Genomic DNA, 22,953 nt, shown 5'->3' with positions numbered 1-22,953 from the left:
ACGAGAACCGCTGTGAGAGAGGCGGCGGTCGTGGCAGAACAGCGTGGTGTGGCAGGACAGTCCGGTGTGGCAGATGAGCGCCGTATTACGGATGGGGTCGGTCGGGAGAAGGCTTCTGCTGCTTGTCCTTCGCCTGCTGGATGGTCTCGGCCAGCCGCTTGATCCGGCGCAGCCGCCCGTCCCAGGCGGCGCCGACGTCCGCCAGCTGTGCGGCGGCCCGCGCGAGCTGGGCATCGTCGACGGTGTAACGCATCTCGCGGCCGATCGGCGTGACCTGCACCAGGCCGGCGCGGCGCAGGGTGCTCAGGTGCTTGGCGACCGCCTGCCGGGTCACCGGCAGCGAGGCGCTCAGCGTCGTCGCGGTGCCGCCGCCGGAGCTCAACAGCAGGTCCAGCATCCGCCGCCGGGTGGGATCGCCGATGGCGGACCAGAGATCGTCGTCCGGCACCGCGTCGTCCGGCACCGCGTCGTCCGGCACCGGTGCGGTCATCGCGCTGCCACCGCTCATCGCATCGACACCACCCGCAACAGGTGGGACTCGAACCGCGCCATCTGGCTGGTCCAGCCGCCCTCGTGCTCGCGGTACTGCTGCTCGAGCACCGCGACCTCCCAACCACGCTCCCGGAAGCCGGTCTCGACCAACCGGATCGTGGTGCCGCTGCCGGTCGGGACCAGGTCGAAGGTGACCAGCAGGGAGTTGCCGTGCGTCGCGGTCTCGCCGGCGTCATGACCCCAGCGGAACGCATACCGCCGGGGCGGATCGGACTCGACGACGGCCATCTGCACGTCGTTCGTGCTGCCGTCCGGCTGCTGCCACAGGAACGTCCCGGCCGAGCCCGGCTCCGGGTCGAACACGGCATCGTCCGACCACCACTCGCGCAGGTGCTCCGGGCTGCTCAGCACCTCGAAGACCACCTCCGGCGAGGCCTCGACGTACATCTCGCGGTGGATCGAACCCATCTCCATGCCGGCCTCAGCTCCCAGGGTGTGCAACCGTTCGTTGCATTTGAAGATAGCCGGAGCAGCGCAGTCATGCAACCTTTTGTTGCAGGAACTGCACCAGCTCCGCAGGCCGGTTGGTGATGATGCCGTCGACACCGGCCGCGACCAGCGCGGTCCAGTGCGCCGGGTCGTCGGCGGTGTAGACCATCACTGCGATCCCGGCGGCGTGCAGGGTCTCGACCAGATCCGGGCTCGAGACCAGGCGATCCAGCAGTCGGTGGTGGTCGGGGTTGTAGGTGACCGCGCCGAGCTCGCGGCACACCGCCACCGGATCGTCGTGCAGATCCTCGACCAGCAGCCCGATGTCGCGCCCGGGCAGCAGCTCCCGGACGATCCGCAGCACATCCACCTCGAACGACTGCAGCAGCACCCGGTCGTCGAGACCGGACGCCCGCAGCACCTCGATCACCGCTCCCACCTGCCGCGCGGTGTGTGCACCCTTGAGTTCCAGCAGCAGTCGGCGACCGTCGTCCGTCATCGCCGGGGCGGCGAGCAACTGCTGCAGCTCCGGGACGCGCTCACCGGCGAAGTCTCCGGAGAACCAGGACCCCGCGTCGAGCACGGCCACGTCGTGCGCGGGCAACTCCCGTACGGCTCCACTGCCGTCGGTGGTGCGGTCGACGTCGTCGTCGTGCAGCAGCACCGGCACGTCGTCGGCCGTGGGCTGCACGTCCGTCTCCAGCCAGTGGGCGCCGGAGGTCCGGGCCAGTTCGAAGGCCGCCAGGGTGTTCTCCGGGGCGGCGGCGCTGGCGCCGCGGTGCGCGATCACCAGCGGCAGGCCGCCTCGTTGCAGCAGGGACTCCATGGCCGCGCAGACTAGGGCACCCGGGTGAAGGATGAAGGACATGGCGGGCATGCGGATGGCGCTGACGATGGACTGCACCGACGTCCCGGTGATGGCGGAGTTCTGGAAGGCCGCGCTGGGCTACGAGGAGGAGCCGCCACCGCCGCCGTTCGCCACCCGCGAGGAGTGGGTCGCCTCGTTCGGCATCGACCCGGACGAGGACGACGACGACGGTGCCTGGCTGCACGACCCGGACGGGATCGGGCCGCGGCTGTCGTTGCTGCAGGTCCCGGAGCCGAAGACGGCGAAGAACCGGCTGCACATCGACGTCCGGGTGAGCGCCGACCTGCCGGCGGAGCAGAAGTGGCCGGCGATCGTGGCGCGCAGTGCGGAGCTCATCGGTCTGGGCGCAGGTGTGCTGGCCGAGGTCGACGGGCACCACATCGTCATGGCCGACCCGGAGGGCAACGAGTTCTGCGTCTGCTGAAAGGTCTGCCGACAGGCAACCCCGACCGGGTGCCGATCGTCCACGGAAGGATCGTCTGCGCGGTCCGGCGGTCACGCACAGGGGCGCCGGGCGGTACCGTCGGTCCACGAGCGCGCCCGTCCGCCGACGGTCGCGGGACGAGCAACAGGAGGTGTCGTGCCGTCAGGGCGCAGCGAGAAGAACCTGATCCGCCGCATCACCTCACCGGCCGACGTGCGGGCGATGGATCCGGAGCAGCTCACCGCACTGGCGGCGGAGATCCGTGACTTCCTGGTGCAGCAGGTCTCGGTCCGCGGCGGCCATCTCGGCCCCAACCTCGGCGTCGTCGAGCTGACCCTGGCCCTGCACCGCGTCTTCGACTCGCCGGCCGACCCGATCGTCTTCGACACCGGTCACCAGGCCTACGTGCACAAGATCGTCACCGGCCGCTCCGACGGCTTCGGCGCGCTGCGCACCCGCGGCGGGCTCTCCGGCTACCCCAGCCGCGAGGAGTCCGTGCACGACTGGGTGGAGAACTCGCACGCCAGCACCTCGCTGTCCTACGCCGACGGGCTGGCCAAGGCCTTCGCCGTGCGCGGCGAGCGGAACCGGACCGTGGTCGGCGTCATCGGCGACGGCGCGATGACCGGCGGCATGGCCTGGGAGGCGCTGAACAACATTGCCGCGGCCAAGGACCGCCCGGTGGTCATCGTGCTCAACGACAACGGCCGCAGCTACGCGCCGACCACCGGCGGGATGGCCCAGCGGATGGCCGCGCTGCGCCTCAAGCCGGGCTACGAGCGGCTGCTGGACCAGGTCAAGCACACCCTGCCGAAGGCGCCGGTGGTGGGCGGGCCGATGTACTCCGCCCTGCACGCCATGAAGACCGCGGTGAAGGACTGGCTGCTGCCGCCCGTCATGTTCGCCGACCTCGGCCTGAAGTACCTCGGCCCGATCGACGGCCACGACATCGCCGAGCTCGAGCAGGCGCTGCGCCGGGCCAAGGGCTTCCGCGGTCCGGTGCTGGTGCACGTGCTCACCCGCAAGGGCCAGGGCTACCCGCCGGCCGAGAACGACGACCTCGAGCAGATGCACTCGCCGCCCGCCTTCGACCCGCTGACCGGCCGGCCGGTGGCGGTGCCCACGGCCACCTGGACCGGGGTGTTCTCGCACGAGCTGGTCCGGGCCGGCCGGGACCGCGACGACCTGGTCGCGATCACCGCCGCGATGAGCGGGCCGACCGGGCTGGACGCCTTCGCCGCCGAGTTCCCCGACCGCTTCCACGACGTCGGCATCGCCGAGCAGCACGCGCTGACCTCGGCCGCCGGCCTGGCGATGGGCGGGGTGCACCCGGTCGTCGCGCTCTACGCGACCTTCCTCAACCGGGCCTTCGACCAGCTGCTGATGGACGCCGCACTGCACCGTCTCGGCGTCACCGTGGTGCTGGACCGGGCCGGGGTGACCGGTGAGGACGGCCCCAGCCACCACGGCATGTGGGACCTCTCGCTGGCGGCGCTGGTGCCGGGCCTGTCCGCCGCGGCGCCGCGGGACGGGCAGCTGCTGGCCGAGCTGTTCGCCGAGGCCATCGCCGTCGAGGACGGCCCGACGCTGCTGCGCTACCCGAAAGGTGCTGTGCCGGAACCGATCCCGGCCGTCCGCCGCATCGTCGCCGACGAGGATCGACTGGTCCCGGCAGCCGGTGGGGTCGGGTCGGTCGACGTGCTGGCCGAGCCCGCTGCCGGCCAGGAGCACGACGTGCTGCTGGTCGCGGTGGGCGCGTTCGCCGGCGCCGCGATGGACGCCGCGGCCCGCCTCGCCGACCAGGGCATCGGCGTCACCGTCGTCGATCCGCGGTGGGCGTTGCCGGTGCCGACTGCGCTGCCGCTGCTCGCCGCGCAGCACCGCCTCGTGGTCACGCTGGAGGACGGCGGCCGCCAGGGCGGCGTCGGCGCCGCGGTCACCGACCTGCTGACGGACCGCGTCCCCGGCGTACCGGTGACCGTGCTGGCGCTGCCGCAGGAGTTCCTGGAGGCGGCGTCCCGCGGCGACCTGCTCACCGATCTGGGACTGACTGCACAGGCGGTTGCCAGACGAATCACCGAAACTGTCGCCAGGACGTTCCCGCAGTCGCGGGAGCACACGGGCGGTTCCGGACAGGACGTGCCGGAGCGGCGGGCGGCAGGAGAGGGCTGAACATGCGGGTGCTGGTGGTCGAGGACGAGCAGCGGCTGGCGGACGCCATCGCACGCGGACTGCGGTCCGAGGGCATGGCCGTCGACGTCGCCTACGACGGCAACGAGGGCCACGAGAAGGCCACCTTCACCCGGTACGACGTTGTCGTGCTGGACCGCGACCTGCCGGGTATGCACGGCGACGAGTTGCTGGGCGAGTTGATCTCGGCCGGCGACATCGTCCGGGTGCTGATGCTCACCGCGTCCTCCGGGATCGACGAGCGCGTCGAGGGCCTGTCCCTGGGCGCCGACGACTACCTGGCCAAGCCCTTCGCCTTCCCCGAGCTGGTCGCCCGGGTGCGGGCGCTCGGCCGCCGTGCCACCCCGGCCGCGCCGCCGGTGCTGAAGGCCGGTGACGTGGAGCTGGACTCGGCCCGCCGCACGGTGACCCGGTCCGGGCGCTCCGTCGAGCTGACCCGCAAGGAGTTCGGCGTGCTGGAAGTGCTGATGTCCTCCGGTGGCCAGGTGGTCTCCAGCGAGGAGCTGCTGGAGCGGGTTTGGGACGAGAACGCCGACCCGTTCACCACCACCGTCCGGGTCACCGTGATGACCCTGCGGCGCAAGCTCGGCGAGCCCGGCCTGATCGACACCGTCGTCGGCGCCGGGTACCGGGTACCGGTGGATGCCGCCGGCTGATCGGCCGGCACCTCGCCGCGGCAGCCGGGGCGGGCTGCGCCTGCGGCTGACCCTGCTCGCCACCGCGCTGCTGGCGCCGGTGGCCGTGCTGATGCTCGCCCTGACCTACCTGCTGGTCGGCCGGGTGGTCAGCGCCCTGCCCCGGTTCGCCGACGGCACCCTCGTGGTCGTGCAGGGGGAGACCCTGGAGGCCGCCGCCTACAGCGACCGGGTGGTCACCCAGGGCCGCGAGATCGTGCTGGTGGTCGGCGCGATCGCCTTCCCGCTGCTGCTGATCGCCGGCGGCCTGGTGTCCTGGGTGTTGATCGGCCGGGCCCTGCGCCCGCTGTCGACGCTCACCACCGCCGCGCGCGGGCTGTCCGAGTCCTCGCTCGACCGGCGCATCGCGCTCGACGGCCCACGGGACGAGGTCGCCGAGCTGGCCGACACCTTCGACGAGATGCTGGCCCGATTGCAGGCCGCCTTCGAGGCGGAGCGGCGGTTCGTCGCCAACGCCTCGCACGAGCTGCGCACCCCGCTGTCGGTGATCCGCACCGAGGTCGACGTCACCCTGGCCGACCCGACCACCGACGAGGCCGAGCTGCGCCGGATGGCCGAGGTGGTCCGGGAGGCCACCGACCGGGCCGACCGGCTGCTCACCTCGCTGCTGGTGCTCGCCCGCACCCAGGGCAGCGGTGTCTCGGAACGTCGCCCGGTCGACCTGTCCGACCTGGTGCGCCCGGCCGTCCGTGCCGTGGACGCGGAACGGATCGCCCGCGGGATCGAGGTCGGCACCGACCTGGAGCCGGCCCCGGTGCGCGGCGACCAGGCACTGCTGGAACGCATCATCGGCAACCTGGTGGAGAACGGCGTCCGGCACAACGTGCCCGGCGGCGACCTGCACCTGCAGACCGGGACCGCCGGCACCATCGCATTCGTCGAGGTCAGCTCCGGCGGCACACTCATCGACCCGGCCATGGTGGCGCAGCTGTTCGAGCCGTTCCGGCAGGGCGAGCGGGCCCGCACCGGGCACCGGGGCAGCGGTCTGGGCCTGTCCATCGTCCGGGCGGTCGCCGCAGCGCACAACGGGAACGCGCGGGCGCAGGCCCGGCCGGAGGGCGGCCTGAAGGTCCGGGTGGAGCTGCCGGTCGATCAGGCCGTTGCGCGGAGGGCGCCGAGCACGGCGGCGGACAGGTAGTCGGTGATCCGCCGGGTGGTCCAGGCATGGATCCGGCTCAGGTCCACCGTGGTCCGCTCGTCGAAGAGCGTCATCCAGACCAGCGCGGCCGCCACCGGGTCCTGTTCCGGCAGCAGGCCTGCGGCGATCAGCGCCTCCAGTGTCGCCACCAGTCGGCCGATCAGCGCCACGATGCCCGGGTCCCCGCTGCGGTAGCGCTCCAGCAGGCCACGGTGCGACCGCAGGAACCGGGCGGCCGCCGACTCCCGCACGGACCGGCGGATCCAGATCGCGCAGATCCGGTCGAACGACTGCCGGGCGCCACCGGCCGTCCCGGCCTCGTCGATGGCCGCCACCAGGGCGGCGATGGCTCGGGACTCGAAGGCGGAGAACAGATCCGCGACGTCGGTGAAGTGCCGGTAGACGGTGGCCGTGCCGACCCCGGCGTGCCGGGCGAGCTCCGGCAGGGTGAACGCCGGCCCGCGCATCTCCAGCAGGTCGCCGGCCGCCTCCAACAGCCGTTCCCGGGTACGCAGGGCGTCGCTGCGCAGGGTCGGACCGCTCATCCGCTCACTGTGCCATCCCGGCGCCGGGCGTCGAGGTCCGGGTGATGTGGGCAGAACTTCTCGATTGAGTCTTGCCTGTAGGTCCGATCGACCCGAAGATGAGAAGAAGTTCTTGGATTGATTGGGCGGTGGAGGGAGTGGCAGTGGCGATCGCACCCTTGAATGCGGCAATACCCGGGCGGTTCCGGGCGGTGAGCGCGACGGCGCATGCGCGGTGGGTGTGCCTGGCCTTCTGTCTGGTGATCGCCGGACCGAACCTGCCGACCGCGCTGCTGCCGGTCTACCGGGAGTCGTTCGGCACCGGCAGTTTCGGTCTCTCGCTGCTGTTCTCGACCTACCTGCTGGTGCTGGTCCCGCTGCTGCTGATCGGTGCCCGGCCGCGGATCGCGGTGCACTCCCGCCCACTGCTGCTGGCGGGCCTCGCGGTCGCGGTCACCGGCGACATCGTCATGGAGCTGGCCGACAGCACCGTGACCGCGGGCGTCGGGCGCGCGTTGTCCGGGATCAGCGTCGCGCTGTCCACCGGCGCGGCCGCGAGCCTGGTCGTCGGGATGATCGGGGACCGGGGCCGGGGGAGCGTGGCCTCCGGCAACGTCATCGGCGGTGTGCTCGGCACCGGGCTGGCGGTGCTGCTCGCGGCCCTCGGCGCCGCCCATCACGTCTACCTCTGGCACGCCGGGGTCACCGCGGCGGTGCTGGCGGTCCTCGCGGTGCTCGCACCTCCAGCTGCCGTCCGGCCCGTCCAGGCAGCGGGGGCGGTGACCACGTTGGCGCTGCCGGCGCCCCGGCACCATCGGGTGCTCGCCCTGGTCGCGGGGGCGATCGCCTGGTCGCTGCCCGGACTGGTGCTCGGCCTGCTGCCGGCGCTGCTGCGCGAAAGGGACCCGGGGACCGGGATCCTCGGCGCGACCGCCTCGGTGCTCACCTTCCTGGCCGCGGCCTGGGCGCTGTCGGTTCTCGCTCCACGACTGCGGTGGCTGCGCGGGTACGAGCTGACCGCCGGCACCACCTGCGGCGCCGTCGGTGCCGCGCTGCTGGCCGCCGCGGCGCTGCTGTCCTCGCTGCCGCTGGCCCACCTCGGTGCGGTGCTGGCGGCGGCCGCGCCCGCCGTCGCCTACCGCGGCGCCATGGTGCTGTTCACCCGCGGGGTCACCCCGACCCGGCAGAGCACCACCACCTCGCTGTACGCCGGTGTCTCCTACGGCGTTTCCGCCGTGGTGGTGCTCGGCGCGGGCGCCCTCGGCCTCGTCACCGGGCTGCCGGCGGCGGTGGCCGCAGCCGCGCTGCTGCTCACCGCCGCCGGTCTCGCCCTGGTGGTCGTCCTGCTGGTCACCGCCCGCCGCGACCGACGATGACCGCCACCACCTCCGGGAACTCCGCCCGGACGTGTCAATTCCTCACTCGTCACAGCGACTGACCCGGCGCATCCGGGTGGATACCCTCGCACCTGGGGCCGACGAACCGGCCACGACAGGAGGGGGTCCGGCCATGACCGACAGCAGCACCACCGCGCCGCTGGGCGCCGATCGTACGGAGGAACTGCACACCGACGACCTGGCGCCGGTCGTCGGCGGCGTCGAGAAGCGGCAGCGCTCGGCCCACGACTGGGGTCAGCCGCATGACAACCGCACCTTCTGGCAGCGCTTCTGGGACGATCTCTTCGAGGACTGACCGCCCGCGCCCTACGGCAGGGTGGCCACCCCGGGCGGCGCGAACCGGCGGCCGGTGGCCCGCTCCGAGACACCGGTGCGATCCAGGTAGGGCGTGATCCCGCCGAGCCAGAACGGCCAGCCGGCGCCGGTCAGCAGGGCGAGGTCGATGTCCGCGGCGTCCGCGACGACCTGCTCGTCCAGCATCAGCCTGGCTTCCTGGGCCAGCGCGTCCAGCGCCCGGTCCCGCACCTGCTCGGCGGTGGACGGTGTGGTGCCCTGCTCCCAGTTCACCGCGACCGCCGGGTCCAGCACCTGCACGCCCTCGTCGGTGAACGAGACCAGCGTGCGGTGCCCGTCGGCGACGATCCGCTGCAGGTTCGGCGAGACCTGGAACCGGTCCGGGAACGCCTCGTGCAACGTCTCCGTCACGTGCAGCGCCACCGCCGGGCCGACCAGCTGTAGCAGCATGATCGGTGTCATCGGCAGGCCCAGCGGAGCCAGGGCGCCGTCGGCGACCGCCGGGTCGGTGCCCTCGTCGATGGCCGCGATGATCTCGGCCATGAACCGGGTCAGCAGCCGGTTGACCACGAACGCCGGGGCGTCGGCGGTCAGCACCGGGCCCTTCTTCAGCGTTGCCGCCAGCGCGACGGCGGTGGCCGCCGTGCTGTCGGAAGTGGCTGCGGTGCGGACGATCTCGAGCAGCGGCATGACCGAGATCGGGTTGAAGAAGTGGAAACCGATGACCCGCTCCGGGTGCTCCAGGTGCTGCGACATCGCGGTCAGCGACAGCGAGGAGGTGTTGGACGCCAGCACCGCCTCCGGCGACACCACCTTTTCCAGCTCGGCCAGCACCTGGTGCTTGACCGAGAGCTCCTCGAACACCGCCTCGATCACGAAGTCGGTGTCCGAGAACGCCTGGTAGTCGAGGGATCCGGTGACCAGTGCGGTGAGCCGGTTGGCCTGTGCCGGGGTGAGCCGGCCCTTCGCCGCGCGCTCGGCGATCTTCCGGTGCACCCCCGCGACACCCTTGTCCAGCCGGGCCTGGTCGACGTCGGTGAGCACCACCGGCACCTTCAGCCGCTCGGCGAACAGCAGCGCGATCTGACCGGCCATCAGGCCGGCGCCGATCACCCCGACCTTGGTGACCGGCCGGGCCAGCTTCCTGTCCGGCGCCCCCGCGGGCCGGCGGGCGCGCTTCTGGGTCAGGTCGAACGAGTACAATCCGGCCCGGAACTCCTGCGAGGTGATCAGGTCGGCGAGTGCCTCCGCCTCGGCGGCCAGCCCCGTCTCCAGGTCCGCGGTGCGGGACAGCGCGATCAGCTCCAGCGCCTTCGCCGGCGCGGGAGAGGCGCCGTGGGTGCGCATCTCGGCGATGATCGCACCGCGCTGCAGCGCCGCCTCCCACTCCGCCTCCGTGCCGGGCGCGCGATGGTCGGTGCGCGGCACCGCGATCGCACCGTTGACCACCGCGGCCGCCCAGGCCAGCGACTGCTCGAGGTAGTCGGCGGCGTCCAGCACCACGTCCACCACACCGAGCCGGGCCGCGTCCTTGGGTCGGAGCATCCGGTTCTGGTTGAGCGAGTTCTCCACGATGATCGTGACCGCGTTCTCCGGCCCGACCAGCCGCGGCAGCAGCTGCGTGCCGCCCCAGCCCGGCAGGATGCCGAGGAACACCTCGGGCAACGCCACCATCGCGGTGTTCGACGCCAGCGTCCGGTAGTGGCAGCCGAGCGCCAGCTCGACACCGCCGCCCAGGGCCGCGCCGTTGACGAAGGCGAAGGTCGGGATCTCCGAGTCGTGCAGCCGCTTGAACGTGGAGTGCCCGAGAACGCCGATGTCCCGGGCGGTCTCGCGGTCCTGGATGAGGCCGATCTGGCTCAGGTCGGCGCCGGCGGCGAAGACGAACGGCTTGCCGGTCACCGCGATCGCCGACGGTGCCGCCTCGAAGGCGGCATCCAGGGCGGCGTTCAGGCTGCGCAGACCCTCCGGTCCGAAGGTGGACGGCCGGGTGTGGTCACGGCCGTTGTCGATGGTGATCAGGGCGACCGGCTTCGGCAGTCCGGGAACGTCGACCAGGCGCAGGTGCGCGGTGGTGACGACCTCGGCCTTGGCTTCCGGACCGGCAGCAGGAAGTGCAGTGGGGGCGTTCATGTTTCAGACTCCCTCGGTGTTGGCGCTGAAGTGCGGGTTCTCCCAGACGACGGTGCCGCCCATGCCCAACCCGACGCACATGGTGGTGAGCCCGTAGCGGACCTCCGGGTGGTCGGCGAACTGCCGCGCCAGCTGGCTCATCAGCCGCACCCCGGAGGAGGCCAGCGGGTGGCCCATCGCGATCGCGCCGCCGTACTCGTTCACCCGCGGATCGTCGTCGGCCAGACCGAAGTGGTCGAGGAAGGCGAGCACCTGCACGGCGAACGCCTCGTTGATCTCGATCAGCCCGATGTCGCCGATGGTGAGACCTGCCTTGGCCAGGGCCTTCTCGGTGGCCGGGATGGGGCCGGTGCCCATCGTCTCCGGGGCCACACCGGCGAAGGCGAAGGACACCATGCGCATCCGCGCCGGCAGCCCCAGCTCCTCGGCCACGTCCGCGGCGACCAGCAGGCAGCCGGTGGCGCCGTCGGTGAGTCCCGAGGAGTTGCCTGCGGTGACCCGGCCGTGCGGCCGGAACGGCGTGCGCAGCCCGGCCAGTGCCTCGACAGTCGTTCCCGGGCGCGGCATCTCGTCGGCGGTGGCCAGGCCCCAGCCGTCGGCGGACCGGGTGGCGACGGAGACGAAGTCCGGCTGGATCTTCCCGTTGGCCCAGGCCTTCGCGTACTTGTCCTGGCTGGACGCGGCGTAGGAGTCGGCGCGCTGCTTGGTCAGCGCCGGGTACTCGTCGTGCAGGTTCTCCGCCGTCGAGCCCATGTTCAGCGCCGACGGGTCGACCAACCGGTCAGCGACGAACCGCGGGTTCGGGTCCGCGCCCTCGCCCATCGGGTGGTGGCCCATGTGCTCGACGCCGCCGGCGATCGCCACGTCGTACCCGCCGGCCACGATGCCGGAGGCAACGGTGGTGACGGCGGTCATCGCACCGGCGCACATCCGGTCGATGGCGAAACCCGGTACGCTGCGCGGCAATCCGGCCAGGATGGCCGACGTTCGGCCGATCGTCAGGCCCTGGTCACCGGTCTGCGTGGCGGCCGCGACCCCGACCTCGTCGATCCGCTCCGGCGGCAGTTCCGGGTGCCGCCGCAGCAGTTCCCGGATCACCTTCACCATCAGGTCGTCGGACCGGGTCTGCGCGTACTGCCCCTTGTCGCCGGCCTTGCCGAACGGGGTGCGCACCCCCTCGACGAAGACGACGTCCCGCAGCGTTCTCGAAGTGAGTGTTCTTGCGGACGCGGATCGTGTGCTCACGCCAGTGCTCCCTTGCCTCTGCGACGGTGTCCCAGCCGATGCTACCGAAGATGCTACTCGCCGGTAACTTAGCGCGTCGAGAGGTGCCGGGAGGTCAGGCCGTCGCGTCGAGGGCACCGCGCAGCACCGGGGCGGTGAGCTCGACCTGCCACGGCCGCGCACCGCCGTCGATCAGCGCCGCCTCGATGTCGGTACCGGCCGGCGGGCGCCACAGGGTGCGCCGCACCAGCTCCGGGCTGAGCAGGTTCTCCACCGGGACGCCGTGCTGCTCGGACAGCGCGGCCAGGCCGGCGCGCGCCGCGGCGAGCCGGGCGGCGGCGGCCGGGTCCTTGACCGACCAGCGGTTGGCCGGCGGCGGCCCGTCCGAGGGCAGGGTGACCGGCGGCAGGTCCTTGTCCGGGAGCCGCTTGGCCCGCTCGAGCGCGTCCCACCACAGGTGCGCCTGGCGGCGCTGCATGCGGCCGGAGAACACAGGCAGCTCGAGCAGTGCGTTGCGGTCGGACGGCAGGGCCTGCGCCGCGGCGGCGATCGCCGAGTCGGGCAGCACCCGGTGCGGGGCGAGATCGCGCCGCCTGGCGGCGTCGTCGCGGACCAGCCAGAGCTCACGGATGGCGGCCAGCCGCCGCCGGTCCCGGATCTTGTGGATGCCGGAGGTGCGCCGCCAGGGATCGACTCGCGGCGGGTGCGCCGGCGCCGCGACGATCGCCGCGAACTCCTGCTCGGCCCATTCCAGCTTGCCCTGGGAGCGCAGCAGGTCGGCCATCGCGTCGCGGAGCTCGATCAGCACCTCGACGTCGAGCGCCGCGTAGGCGAGCCAGTCGTGCGGCAGCGGTCGGGTGGACCAGTCGGCCGCGCCGTGCCCCTTGGCCAGGCCGAGACCGAGCATCTGCTCCACCAGTGGCCCGAGGCCGACCCGGGGGAGCCCGGCGATCCGGCCGGCCAGCTCGGTGTCGAACAGGGTGCGCGGCCGGATCCCGATCTCGGCGAGGCACGGCAGGTCCTGGTTCGCGGCGTGCAGCACCCACTCGGACCCGGCGAGCGGGTCGTCGAGCACGGCCAGGTCGCCCAGCGCGATCGGGTCGAACAGTGCGGTGCCCAGGTCGGGGCGGCGCAGCTGCACCAGATAGGCCCGGGAGCCGTAGCGGAAACCGGAGGCCCGCTCGGCGTCCAGGGCGACCGGACCGCCGGGCTCGGCCAGCCGGCGCGCCCAGTCCAGCAGCACCAGCGGGTCGGTGATCGGGTCGGGCACGCCGTCCTGCGGGACGAGCAGGGGAACGACGTCACGCCCGGACGCCGCTTCCTCCGTGTCGACTGGTGCTGACTCGGTGGAAGCGGCGTCCGGGTGTTCGAGCTGAGGTGCGGTAGGACGACTCAGGAGATGACCCCGGCGCGCATGGCGAGCGCGACCATGTGCGCGCGGTCGCCGGTGCCCAGCTTGCGCCCGATGCGCGCGAGGTGGCTCTTGACGGTGAGGGCTGACAGCGAGAGCTGGTCGCCGATCCACTTGTTGGAGCGGCCATCGGCCACCAGCCGGATGACCTCGATCTCCCGCGAGGACAGGTCGTGGATGGTGTGCGGGATGTTGGCCGCGGCCGGGTTGGCCCGGCGGCCGATCAGCACACCGTTGACGCCGGCGCCGACGGCGTCGATGACCGGTCCGATGTCGGCGGTGGGGGCCAGCGCGAGCACCCGGGTCCAGCCGGAACGCTGCAGGGTGCTGATGATGCGGGCGGAGTCCGCGCCGTTGGCCAGGCTCACCAGGGCCAGGTCACCGGTCTCCCCGCGGGCGATGAGCTCGTTGACGGCGGACAGCGAACCGGCCTGGAGCACGGCACCGACGCCGACGTCCATCAGGCTGGTCTGCAGGGGCTCCCGAGTGGCTCGGTCCGGATCCACCAGCAGGATGGTGGCCCCACGCAGCGCGGGCTGCGTGTAGCTGTCCATCGTGGGGGTGCGCTGCGCCGGCAGCATCCCGGTGATCATGGGCAGCTCGTCGCCGTTGCGCGTCAGCTGCTGGTCGGTCCCGATGGATCCGAGTGTTGAAACATTCACCGTCAACGCCTCCCGAAGCGTGTGTCACGGTTGATGGAGAAGTGCCCGGCCCGTCCCCGAGGGTCCGTTCCGGATCGGCTCTTCCGCCGGTCCCGGTGGTGGTGGCTCCCGAACGGAGGTTCGGGCGCCTTGTCGCATTCAGTGTCCTGCGGACCGCTCTCAGTGGTCAAGCACACGATGTGGTCATTGTTGACGATCAGTAATCAGGGTCATCGTACATTCGGGGGAAGACCCGATCCGATGGCTGCGACGCCCTCGGGTGGCAGCCCTGCGGCGACCGCGAGCAGATCGGTGAAAGTCATCAGGTGGGCGAGTGCATCGGAGTCCGTCGCCGTCCACGAGGCGCGTATTTCCAGGTCATCGGTCCTCCGCGGACCGGCGATGTCGCCGAACCGGGTCGATGAGGTGGCGGTGACGGTGCCGCCGAGAGCGGTGAATCCGGCATCCCGGGCATCCAGGCAGTCCGTCAGCCAGCTCCAGGCGACCTCCGGCAGCAGGGCGTCGGTGGCCAGATCCGCGTCGATCTCGGCGGTCACGAAGATGACGATACGAAGAGTGCCGTTCCACACCGACACTCCATCGGGGTCGTGCAAAAGGACGAATCGACCACTACCCGACTCCGGACGGTCGCCGCCCTCGACGACCGCGGCGGACAGGGCGTGCGTCCACGGTGCCAGCCGGGTGGGGGCGGGCAGCGAGCCGAGTTCGATCTCCGGCCGGACCTCCGCTCCCGCGAGCGCGTCGAGTGCCTCGCGGAACTCGGCGGGGGCGGTCGGGATGGCGGAGGTGGTCATGATCCGGACAGTACGACCGGGCACCGACGGCGACGGGGATCCCACGCCGTCGGGGGAGCTACTGCGCCCTGCTGTTCCCTACTGACCGGCGCCCTACCGAGACCTACTGACCGGCGGGCTCGAGGGTCAGCGAGACGGAGTTGATGCACCAGCGCTGGTCGGTCGGGGTGGGGTAGCCCTCGCCGGTGAAGACGTGCCCGAGGTGCGAGTCGCAGGTCGCGCACCGCGCCTCGATCCGGTGCATGCCCAGGCTGCGGTCCTCGATCAGGGTGACGTTGTCCGAGTCGGACGGCGCGTAGAACGACGGCCAGCCGCAGTGCGAGGCGAACTTCTGCTCGGACCGGAAGAGCTCGGCGCCGCAGGCCCGGCAGTGGTAGACGCCGACCGTCTCGGTGTCGGTGTACTCGCCGGTGCCGGGGCGTTCGGTGCCGGCCTCGCGCAGCACGTGGTACTCGAGCGGGTCGAGGCGGGCACGCCACTCTTCCTCGGTGCGGACGATCTTCGCAGGGGTCGACATACCGACCACGGTACGCGCGGCCCGGGGCGGCTCAGGGCGGGCTCGGCGTAGGCCTCAGGGTGGGCTCGGCGTTGGCCTCAGGGTGGGCAGAGCTGGTCGTTGCCGGGGACGGTGCCGTCGATCAGGTAGTCGTCGACGAAGCCGGTGATGCAGGCGCTCGCCGGGTAGCTGCCGTGGGTGGCGGACTGCCAGCTGAGCAGCACCGCGGAGTTCATCTGGCCGGCCAGCGACCGGACCCCGGTGAACGCGGTGACCGGGTCGTCGACGGACCCCAGGACCAGGACCGGCGCGGCACCCACCGCGGTGACCCCGCTGAGTGCGGTGGACGGTGCCGGCCAGCCGGCGCAGAGCCCCACGGTGGAGGCCGCGAACGGGCCGAAGAGGGGGGCCTGCTCGCCGGCCGTGGCGGCGGCCTGCTGCAGTTCGGTGCCGCTCAACCGTTGCGCGGAGTCGTTGCACGCGTAAAGGATCCCGGCGGACAACCGGTCCCCGGCGTCGGGCAGGGTGGCCTCCGCGAGCAGGAGGTTGGCGATCGCGTCGACGTCACCGGTGTCGGCGTCGGCCAGCGCCCGGGCCAGGGCGGGCCAGGTGTCCGGCGAGCCCAGGCCGAGCATGGTGGCGAGCAGGATGCTGCCGCCGGAGATCAGCTGGCGGTCGTTCGAGAGGGTGCCGGAATCTCCCAGCGCGGCGACCGTCCGGCTCACCGTCGCCCGCGGGTCGGGACCGAGCGGACAACCGCCGTCGAAGTCGGCGCAGGCCGCGGCGAAGGAGTCGAAGGTCTGCTCCGCCGCCTCCGCCGAGGCCGTCGCCCGGTCCTGCGGGGTGAGCCGCGGATCGGCCGGCGTGTCCAGCACCAGGGCGCCGACCCGGCCGGGGTACCGCTCGGCGTAGACGGCGCCGAGGGTGGCGCCGTGGCCGCGGCCGAGCAGGTCCAGGGTCTCGGCGCCGAGGGCGGCCCGCAGGGTGTCCAGGTCGTCGGCGGTCGGCACGGTGGCGAACCGGGTGAGGTCGTCCTCGGCCAGGTCACCGCAGTCGAAGGTCAGCGACCGGGACACCGAGGTGAGCAGCTGCAGGGCGGCGTCGCTCGCCGGGTCCGCACCGAGCGACAGGATGTCGTCGGCCGTGGCGCCGCTGACACACGCGACCGGTGCGGAGTCCCCGGTCCCGCGGTAGTCCATGGTCACGATCCGGAACCGCTCCAGCAGCGCGGCCGGCAGCGAGCCGGCCACCGCGGCGATCGCCGACGCCGGGTGCTCGCCCGGGTCGTCGAGCATCACCACCAGCATCGGGGCGTCCTGCGGTGTGTTCTCCGCGCGGGCCCGGGCCACGCTGATGGAGAAGGTGCCGGGGTCGTTCGGGGCGTCGTAGATCTTCGGTACCACCAGGTTCGCGCAGTCGATCACGAAGGTGCGCTCCGAGCCTGTGGGTCCGGTGGGGTCGGTGGGTCCGGTGCTGTCGTAGTCGAACGGGCAGTCGGCGAAGTCCAGCGGCTCCGCGGTGCGGCCCGGCCCACCCGGCCCGACCGGGCGGGTGTCGCTCGTCGCGGTCGCCGGGGTGGTGGCCGGTCCGGCACCGGAGACGACCAGGTCAGGGGCGGGGGAGGGGCCGATGGTGCAGCCGGCCAGCAGGACCAGCAGGGCGAGCGTGCCGGTCGTCGAAAGCCGCCGGCGGCCGTGTCCCTGTCGTCCTGCCCGCCACGTCACCCGGCCATCTGATCACGGACCGGGTGTGCCCCGGGTGCGATCCCCGCCGCATGCACCACCCGGGGGTGCGTGTGGGCCGTAGGCTTCCCGACCGTGTCCGTCGCGCATCTGGTCGATGTCCAGCCCGTGGTCAGCCCCGACGAGCTGATCGACGGTCTGGTCCCACCGCCCCGCTTCCAGGCGGCCCGGTTCTCCACCTACCGGCCCGCGCCGACCGAGCCGAGCCAGCAGGCGGCGCTCACCGAACTGGAGGCCTTCGCCGGTCGGATCACCACCCCGAAGAAGACCGGCCTGTTCCGCAAGACGGCCGTCCCCGCGGGTGCCGTGTACCTGGACGGCGGGTTCGGTGTCGGCAAGACCCACCTGCTGGCCTCGCTGTGGCACGCGGTGCCGGGCCCGAAGGCGTACGGCACGTTCGTCGAGTACACGAACCTGGTCGGGGCCCTGGGCTTCGCCGAGACGGTGCGGCGGCTCTCCGGGCACCGGCTGCTCGCCGTCGACGAGTTCGAGCTCGACGATCCCGGCGACACGATGTTGATGACCCGGCTGCTGGGGGCGCTCTCCGATGCCGGGGTGGCGCTCTGTGCGACCTCCAACACGCTGCCGGACAAGCTCGGCGAGGGCCGGTTCGCCGCCGACGACTTCAAGCGCGAGATCCGCGGCCTGTCCGAGCGGTTCACCACGCTACGGGTGGACGGGCCGGACTTCCGGCACGCCGGGCTGGCGCAGGCACCCGCGCCGCTGCCGGAGGCCGAGCTGCTGGCGCTCGCCGAGTCCACCCCGGGGGCGACCCTGGACGGGTTCGCCCAGCTCACCGCCCGGCTGTCGCAGCTGCACCAGTCCACCTACGGCCGGCTGGTCCTGGAGACCGAGGCGGTGCACATCGGGGACGTCACGGCGATCCCGGACCAGGCCTCGGCGCTGCGCTGGGTGGTGCTGATCGACCGGCTCTACGACCGGACCGTCCCGGTGCGCTCGTCCGGGGCCCCGCTGGACGAGCTGTTCACCCCGGAGATGCTGCGCGGCGGCTACCGCAAGAAGTACCTGCGGGCGACCTCCCGGGTGCTGGCGCTGGCCCGGGACGGGGCGGCTGCGACCTGATCAGCCGCGGATCTCCTGCAGCACGGCGGCGAGGGTGTCGACCGCCGTGTCCACCTCGTCACGGGTGATGACCAGGGGCGGGGCGAACCGCAGGGTGGTGTCGTGGGTCTCCTTGACCAGCACCCCACGCCGCGCCAGCTCCTCGCTGACCGGCCGGCCGAGCCCGATCTCCGGGGACAGCTCCACCCCGGCCCACAGCCCGCGGCCGCGTACCTCGGCCACCCCGTGGCCGACCAGTTCGCCGAGCCGGGCGTGCAGGTGCGCGCCCAGCTCCCGGGCCCGCTGCTGCATCTCGCCGGTGCGCAGCAGGGCGACGACCGCCCGGCCCACCGCGCAGGACAGCGGGTTGCCGCCGAAGGTCGACCCGTGGCTGCCCGGGGTCAGCACACCGAGCACATCCCGCCGACCGACCACCGCCGACACCGGCAGGATCCCGCCGCCGAGGGCCTTGCCGAGCGTGTAGAGGTCGGCCCGCACGCCATCGTGGTCCAGCGCCAGCAGCTCCCCGGTCCGGCCCAGCCCGGACTGGATCTCGTCGGCGATCAGCAGCACGTCGTGCTCGTCGCAGAGCCGGCGGACCTCGGCCAGGTAGCCGGGCGGCGGTACCAGCACACCGGCCTCGCCCTGGATCGGTTCCAGCAGCACGGCGGCGGTGTCCGCGCTGATGGCGGACTGCAGGGCCTCCGCATCGCCGTACTTCACGGCCACGAACCCGGGGGTGAAGGGGCCGTAGTCGGCGGTGGCCACCGGGTCGTCGGAGAACGAGACGATGGAGATGGTGCGGCCGTGGAAGTTGCCGCCGGCGGTGATGATCTGCGCCCGGTTCTCCGGCACGCCCTTGACCCGGTACGCCCACTTCCGCGCCACCTTGATCGCGGACTCGACGGCCTCGGCGCCGGAGTTCATCGGCAGCACCATGTCGGTACCGGTGAGCTCGGCCAGCTCTTGGCAGAACAGCCCGAGCTGGTCGTGGTGGAAGGCGCGCGAGGTCAGGGTGACCCGGCCCAGCTGCTCGATCGTCGCGGCAATCAGGTCCGGGTGCCGGTGGCCGAAGTTGAGGGCCGAGTAGCCGGCCAGCATGTCCAGGTAGCGGTGGCCGGCGACGTCGGTGACCCACGCGCCCTCCGCCGAGGCCACGACCACCGGCAGTGGGTGGTAGTTGTGCGCGCACCAGGTGTCGTCCAGGCCCAGGAAGTAGCCGGGGTCCCGGGTGTCCACCTGGTCGGTCGCGGGCTGCGCGGTCACATCTGCTCCTGTGGGTGTCGTGCCTAACGGGTGGTGGGCTCGAGGGTAGGGACGCGGCCGACCGCTGTCAGGACGGCGGACGTGCGTTCCTGGGACGGTTGGTTGTGCGATCCACGATCGTGGCGGCGATCCGTTGCGCGATCGGGTGGCGGGCTCGAGTGGTTCCGGGGGCCGGCCGGCGGAGGTCGGTCGCCGACGGTCCGGCACCGGGAAAGTTGACGCTCCGTCATCGACGGCCTGCGCCGGAGGGGGCATTACGCCCCTGAGGGAGGATTCGGCCCTCCGACGGGTGAGAGTCACCCAAGATCAGGATCGGCGTGTCGGTAGTGACACCCGTCACGGTCCCAACGTGGTCGGCATTGGTGTTCCATCGGTCCGATCGGAGCATCCGTTCGGCGCATCCGACCAGGTCACGACGGTGATCCGGCCCGATCGGACCTGCCCGGGGCTGGGCCGACGGCGTACCGTGGGGCTTTCAGGCTCCGCTGACCGGTGTGTCCGGGTCCGGTTTCCCTGGTGTATGTGGCTGAGGTGCCTGTCCGGCGATCCTGGAAGGAGCGCGATGCGGGAGCGTGCGGGTCGGTGGCGCTGCCGGCTGGGGCTGCACCGGATGCTCGACCTCCCGGATCCGAATCCCGAGTCCGGTGGTCTGGAGAAGCAGGGCTACTCGGCCTGCGCCGACTGCACCAAGGTCCGGGACCGCAAGGTGTACCTGCCCAGCGCGGGCATCGGCGGGCCGCTCGACCGGCTCTGAACCGGCGGTGCGCGTGACCTCGGGGTGGGTGGCGTGCCAGGGTGGGCGATGGGTTCCAGCAAGGCCGGCGAACGGCCCTCCGGGAAAGCGGCGAAGAAGTCTCGCAAGGAGTCGGCGAAGAAGTCCGGTAGGAAGTCCGCCAAGAAGGACTCTGCCAAGAAGGACTCTGCCAACAAGGCTGTGGCAGTGGCTCCGCCGTTCCCCGCGACCGGGCCCGGTCGGCTGCCGGCACCGAAGCCGGCCCCGGGCCATCTGCAGGAGCGGCGGACCGGAGCAGGACCGTCGAGCGCGACCGAGGCCTTCCGGGTGCCGCGGCTGGTGCCGCCGTTCTCGTCGTGGAGCACCGTCGGCGCCGACATCGGGCCGGAGTCGGAGAAGCAGGCCGAGAAGGCGATGGAGGACATCAGCGAGAGGCTGGCGCAGCTGCAGGAGCGGCTCTACGCACAGGGGCAGGCGGGCGACCGGCGCCGGGTGCTGGTGATCCTGCAGGGCATGGACACCTCCGGGAAGGACGGCGTCACCAGGCACGTGCTGGACGCGGTCAACCCGCTCGGCCTGCACCTGGCGTCGTTCAAGAAGCCGACCGCGGAGGAACTGGCGCACGATTTCCTCTGGCGGATCGAGAAGCAGGTCCCGGAGCCGGGTGTCATCGGTGTGTTCAACCGCTCGCAGTACGAGGACGTGCTGGTGGTGCGCGTGCACGAGCTCGTGCCGCCCGCGGTGTGGGGCAAGCGGTTCGCCCAGATCAATGCCTTCGAGCGGCGGCTGTACCGGCAGGGCGTGACGGTGCTGAAGTGCTTCCTGCACATCTCGCCGGAGACGCAGAAGGAGCGGCTGCTGGCCCGGCTGGACGACCCGGAGAAGTACTGGAAGTACAACCCGGGCGACGTCGACGAACGTGCCTACTGGGACGCCTACCAGGCGGCCTACGCCGACGTGCTGCGCCGGTGCAACACCCTGGTGGCGCCGTGGCACGTCATCCCGTCCGACGAGAAGTGGTACCGCAACTGGGCTGTCGCGCAGCTGCTGGTCGAGACCCTGGAGCGGATCGATCCGCAGTTCCCGCCGGCGGACTTCGACGTCGAGGCGGAACGGGCCCGGCTGGAGCAGCTCTGATCCCCCCTGCCTGACAATGGGGGCGTGCGGTTCCCCTCGTTGACGGTCGTCGTCCCGGTCAAGCACACCGGGCGTGGTAAGAGCCGGTTGCAGCTGCCGGACGACCGGCGTGCTGCGCTGGCGGCCGCGTTCGCACAGGACACGGTGTCGGCGATCGCCCGGGTCTGCGCGGTGCTGGTGGTGGCGGAGGACGTACGCGACCTGGACCCGGTCGCCGGCCTGGCGGGGGTGACGGTGCGGCGCACCGAGGCGGTCGGGCTCAACCCGGCGATCAGGGACGGGCTCGATCAGCTGGACCCGGCACTGCCCGCCGCGGTGCTGCCGGCCGATCTGCCCGGGCTGGATCCCGCCGACCTGGCCGCGGCGCTGGACCTCGGGACCGGTCGCGGGTTCGCCGTGGTGCCCGATCGGGACACCATCGGCACCACCCTGCTGATGGCGGACCGGGCCGACCGGGTGGACCCGCACTACGGCGGGGCGAGTTTCCGGCGGCACCAGGAGGCCGGCGCCATCCCGTTGCCGGTCGGGGCCCGGTCCTCGCTGAGGCGGGATGTCGACCTGCCCGGCGACCTCGACGAGCTGCGTGCGTCCACGGGCACCCTCGGACCGGCGACCGCCGCGCTGCTGGCCGGCTGGGCCCGCTCGGCCTGAGCGGAGTCACGTCCGTCACGCCTGGTCGGGACGTCGGCGGCCCGGGGTGTCCGGCCTGCGGTGTTACCGTCGTGGTGTGTATCGCCGGTTCCTGCGCCCCGGATGGATCGCCGGCCACCTGCTCGTCGTGCTGGCGGCGCTGGTGTGCCTGCGCCTGGGGTGGTGGCAGTGGGACCGCAGCCACGAATCGACCGGCACCGCTCAGAACCTGGGGTACGCCCTGCTCTGGCCGTGTTTCGCGGGCGCCTTCCTCTACATGTGGTTCCGGTTCCTCCGGCTCGAGGTCGTCAAGGACGAGGACGAGCGGGACGCGCCGCGCGAACACGAGGCGCTGGAGCCCGGCCCGGAGCCGGCCGCCGCGGACCCTGCCGTTCCGGCCGGTGACGTGCCTGAGGTGGCCGAGCCCGCCGACGAGCGGGAGCCCGGTGTCGGCCGGTTCCGGCCGGCCGACATGGAGACGGTGGCGGTGGCGACCGTGGACAACGACGAGGACGACCCCGAACTCGCGGCGTACAACCGTGCGCTGGCAGAACTGGCCGAGAGAGACCGACGTGCCCGCTGAACCCCGCCCGACGACTCCCGACAGCACGGCTCCCGCTGACAGCGCGGCCCCCGCGCCGGTCGTGCCGCCGAAGATCAGGGCGGCGCTGTCCCGGTACCGGGTGTCCGCCTTCGTGGTCGGCTGGGGGCTCATCCTGCTGGTGCTGCTGATGATCCTGAAGTACGGCTTCGGCGGCGCCACCGGCCGGTTCGACTGGACGGTCGCCGTGTGGGGCCCGATCCACGGTGTGCTGTACGTGGTCTACGTGCTGCTGGCCTTCGACCTCGCCTACAAGGACCGCTGGTCGCTGCTCGGCATCCTCAAGGTGATCCTGGCCGGCGTGATCCCCGGCGTCTCCTTCGTCGCCGAGCGCTGGGTGCACCGCAGCGTGCTGGCCCGCCGCAAGATCTGACGGCTCCCGGTATTGCGGGGCCGGTGGCCCGGATCCGTTGCGGTGGGCCACGTTCCACGGGGCTGACGGCAACGGATCTGCTGTCCCACCTCGGCAACGGACCGTGGCTCGGAGTCCCCACCTCCGGGGACCGGGTGAAAAGGTATTTCGGCCGGCGCTCGTCCTTCGTGTCCTGATG

General features: G+C 72.3%; 24 protein-coding genes. 12 read left to right on the top strand and 12 right to left on the bottom strand.

Annotated features, from left to right (window positions below; genetic code table 11):
* Window positions 1-85: 85 nt before the first annotated feature.
* The 3 genes from GIS00_RS21055 to GIS00_RS21045 form a co-directional block, all read right to left on the bottom strand.
* Window positions 86-490, bottom strand: a complete 405-nt coding sequence (locus tag GIS00_RS21055) for an ArsR/SmtB family transcription factor (RefSeq protein WP_154770597.1) — start codon at window positions 488-490, stop codon at window positions 86-88.
* A gap of 14 nt (window positions 491-504) precedes the next feature.
* Window positions 505-966, bottom strand: a complete 462-nt coding sequence (locus GIS00_RS21050) for an SRPBCC domain-containing protein (RefSeq protein ID WP_154770412.1) — start codon at window positions 964-966, stop codon at window positions 505-507.
* A 64-nt stretch (window positions 967-1,030) separates the two neighbouring features.
* The gene (locus GIS00_RS21045) at window positions 1,031-1,807 is read right to left on the bottom strand and encodes a glycerophosphodiester phosphodiesterase (protein WP_255455156.1); all 777 of its coding nucleotides are present in this window, start codon (window positions 1,805-1,807) and stop codon (window positions 1,031-1,033) included.
* Window positions 1,808-1,847: 40 nt separating this feature from the next.
* On the opposite strand from GIS00_RS21045, the gene GIS00_RS21040 reads away from it, so the two are divergent.
* The 4 genes from GIS00_RS21040 (at window position 1,848) to GIS00_RS21025 (ending at window position 6,296) form a co-directional block, all read left to right on the top strand.
* Window positions 1,848-2,273: a VOC family protein gene (locus tag GIS00_RS21040; protein WP_230313918.1), complete on the top strand. Its 426-nt coding sequence runs from the start codon at window positions 1,848-1,850 to the stop codon at window positions 2,271-2,273.
* Window positions 2,274-2,495: 222 nt separating this feature from the next.
* The gene (gene dxs, locus GIS00_RS21035) at window positions 2,496-4,445 is read left to right on the top strand and encodes a 1-deoxy-D-xylulose-5-phosphate synthase (protein WP_407666901.1); all 1,950 of its coding nucleotides are present in this window, start codon (window positions 2,496-2,498) and stop codon (window positions 4,443-4,445) included.
* A gap of 2 nt (window positions 4,446-4,447) precedes the next feature.
* Window positions 4,448-5,119: a response regulator transcription factor gene (locus GIS00_RS21030; protein ID WP_154770410.1), complete on the top strand. Its 672-nt coding sequence runs from the start codon at window positions 4,448-4,450 to the stop codon at window positions 5,117-5,119.
* On the top strand, window positions 5,106-6,296 hold the full coding sequence (locus GIS00_RS21025) for a sensor histidine kinase (RefSeq protein ID WP_154770409.1): 1,191 nt from the start codon (window positions 5,106-5,108) through the stop codon (window positions 6,294-6,296). The genes GIS00_RS21030 and GIS00_RS21025 overlap by 14 nt, the downstream gene beginning before the upstream one ends.
* On the opposite strand, the gene GIS00_RS21020 is transcribed toward GIS00_RS21025, so the two are convergent.
* Window positions 6,251-6,841 carry a TetR/AcrR family transcriptional regulator gene (locus tag GIS00_RS21020; protein ID WP_154770408.1) on the bottom strand — a complete coding sequence of 197 codons (591 nt, stop codon included), beginning with the start codon at window positions 6,839-6,841 and terminating at the stop codon, window positions 6,251-6,253. The two genes, GIS00_RS21025 and GIS00_RS21020, sit on opposite strands and share 46 nt — an antisense overlap.
* Before the next feature lie 143 nt (window positions 6,842-6,984).
* Between GIS00_RS21020 and GIS00_RS21015 the strand changes: the two genes are divergently transcribed.
* Both GIS00_RS21015 and GIS00_RS21010 read left to right on the top strand, forming a co-directional pair.
* A complete protein-coding gene (locus GIS00_RS21015) occupies window positions 6,985-8,196 on the top strand; it encodes a hypothetical protein (RefSeq protein ID WP_154770407.1) in 1,212 nt (403 codons plus the stop codon).
* Between the two features lie 133 nt (window positions 8,197-8,329).
* Window positions 8,330-8,512, top strand: a complete 183-nt coding sequence (locus tag GIS00_RS21010; RefSeq protein WP_154770406.1) for a hypothetical protein — start codon at window positions 8,330-8,332, stop codon at window positions 8,510-8,512.
* An 11-nt stretch (window positions 8,513-8,523) separates the two neighbouring features.
* Here GIS00_RS21010 and GIS00_RS21005 read toward each other — a convergent pair whose 3' ends face one another.
* From GIS00_RS21005 to GIS00_RS20975, 7 genes are all read right to left on the bottom strand, one after another.
* Window positions 8,524-10,644: a 3-hydroxyacyl-CoA dehydrogenase NAD-binding domain-containing protein gene (locus GIS00_RS21005; RefSeq protein WP_154770405.1), complete on the bottom strand. Its 2,121-nt coding sequence runs from the start codon at window positions 10,642-10,644 to the stop codon at window positions 8,524-8,526.
* Between the two features lie 3 nt (window positions 10,645-10,647).
* On the bottom strand, window positions 10,648-11,889 hold the full coding sequence (locus tag GIS00_RS21000; RefSeq protein ID WP_322098239.1) for a thiolase family protein: 1,242 nt from the start codon (window positions 11,887-11,889) through the stop codon (window positions 10,648-10,650).
* 94 nt (window positions 11,890-11,983) lie between these two features.
* Complete coding sequence (locus GIS00_RS20995) at window positions 11,984-13,138, bottom strand: HRDC domain-containing protein (RefSeq protein WP_322098238.1); 1,155 nt, start codon at window positions 13,136-13,138, stop codon at window positions 11,984-11,986.
* A gap of 122 nt (window positions 13,139-13,260) precedes the next feature.
* The gene (locus tag GIS00_RS20990; RefSeq protein WP_322098237.1) at window positions 13,261-13,941 is read right to left on the bottom strand and encodes a helix-turn-helix transcriptional regulator; all 681 of its coding nucleotides are present in this window, start codon (window positions 13,939-13,941) and stop codon (window positions 13,261-13,263) included.
* A 209-nt stretch (window positions 13,942-14,150) separates the two neighbouring features.
* Window positions 14,151-14,735, bottom strand: a complete 585-nt coding sequence (locus GIS00_RS20985) for a DUF3000 domain-containing protein (protein ID WP_154770404.1) — start codon at window positions 14,733-14,735, stop codon at window positions 14,151-14,153.
* A gap of 103 nt (window positions 14,736-14,838) precedes the next feature.
* A complete protein-coding gene (msrB, locus tag GIS00_RS20980; RefSeq protein ID WP_154770403.1) occupies window positions 14,839-15,252 on the bottom strand; it encodes a peptide-methionine (R)-S-oxide reductase MsrB in 414 nt (137 codons plus the stop codon).
* 77 nt (window positions 15,253-15,329) lie between these two features.
* Window positions 15,330-16,955, bottom strand: coding sequence for an alpha/beta hydrolase (locus tag GIS00_RS20975; protein ID WP_154770402.1), 1,626 nt, complete (start codon window positions 16,953-16,955; stop codon window positions 15,330-15,332).
* A 93-nt stretch (window positions 16,956-17,048) separates the two neighbouring features.
* On the opposite strand from GIS00_RS20975, the gene zapE reads away from it, so the two are divergent.
* Window positions 17,049-18,056, top strand: a complete 1,008-nt coding sequence (gene zapE, locus GIS00_RS20970) for a cell division protein ZapE (protein WP_322098236.1) — start codon at window positions 17,049-17,051, stop codon at window positions 18,054-18,056.
* Here zapE and rocD read toward each other — a convergent pair whose 3' ends face one another.
* Window positions 18,057-19,301 (bottom strand): ornithine--oxo-acid transaminase, encoded by a 1,245-nt coding sequence (gene rocD, locus GIS00_RS20965; RefSeq protein ID WP_322098235.1) that lies wholly within the window; start codon window positions 19,299-19,301, stop codon window positions 18,057-18,059.
* A 562-nt stretch (window positions 19,302-19,863) separates the two neighbouring features.
* On the opposite strand from rocD, the gene GIS00_RS20960 reads away from it, so the two are divergent.
* From GIS00_RS20960 to GIS00_RS20940, 5 genes are all read left to right on the top strand, one after another.
* On the top strand, window positions 19,864-20,055 hold the full coding sequence (locus GIS00_RS20960) for a hypothetical protein (RefSeq protein ID WP_154770401.1): 192 nt from the start codon (window positions 19,864-19,866) through the stop codon (window positions 20,053-20,055).
* 48 nt (window positions 20,056-20,103) lie between these two features.
* Entirely contained in the window at window positions 20,104-21,171 is a 1,068-nt protein-coding gene (locus GIS00_RS20955; RefSeq protein ID WP_154770400.1) for a polyphosphate kinase 2 family protein, read from the top strand.
* A gap of 24 nt (window positions 21,172-21,195) precedes the next feature.
* The gene (cofC, locus tag GIS00_RS20950) at window positions 21,196-21,822 is read left to right on the top strand and encodes a 2-phospho-L-lactate guanylyltransferase (RefSeq protein WP_322098234.1); all 627 of its coding nucleotides are present in this window, start codon (window positions 21,196-21,198) and stop codon (window positions 21,820-21,822) included.
* A gap of 76 nt (window positions 21,823-21,898) precedes the next feature.
* On the top strand, window positions 21,899-22,384 hold the full coding sequence (locus tag GIS00_RS20945) for a hypothetical protein (RefSeq protein WP_154770398.1): 486 nt from the start codon (window positions 21,899-21,901) through the stop codon (window positions 22,382-22,384).
* A complete protein-coding gene (locus GIS00_RS20940; RefSeq protein WP_322098233.1) occupies window positions 22,374-22,775 on the top strand; it encodes a DUF3817 domain-containing protein in 402 nt (133 codons plus the stop codon). Before GIS00_RS20945 ends, GIS00_RS20940 begins: the two co-directional genes overlap by 11 nt.
* Window positions 22,776-22,953 lie beyond the last annotated feature (178 nt).

This window comes from Nakamurella alba (assembly GCF_009707545.1).
GTDB classification, from domain to species: Bacteria; Actinomycetota; Actinomycetes; order Mycobacteriales; family Nakamurellaceae; genus Nakamurella; species Nakamurella alba.
Note: the sequence above shows the minus strand (reverse complement) of the source record. Positions and strands in the feature narration are given on the sequence as shown.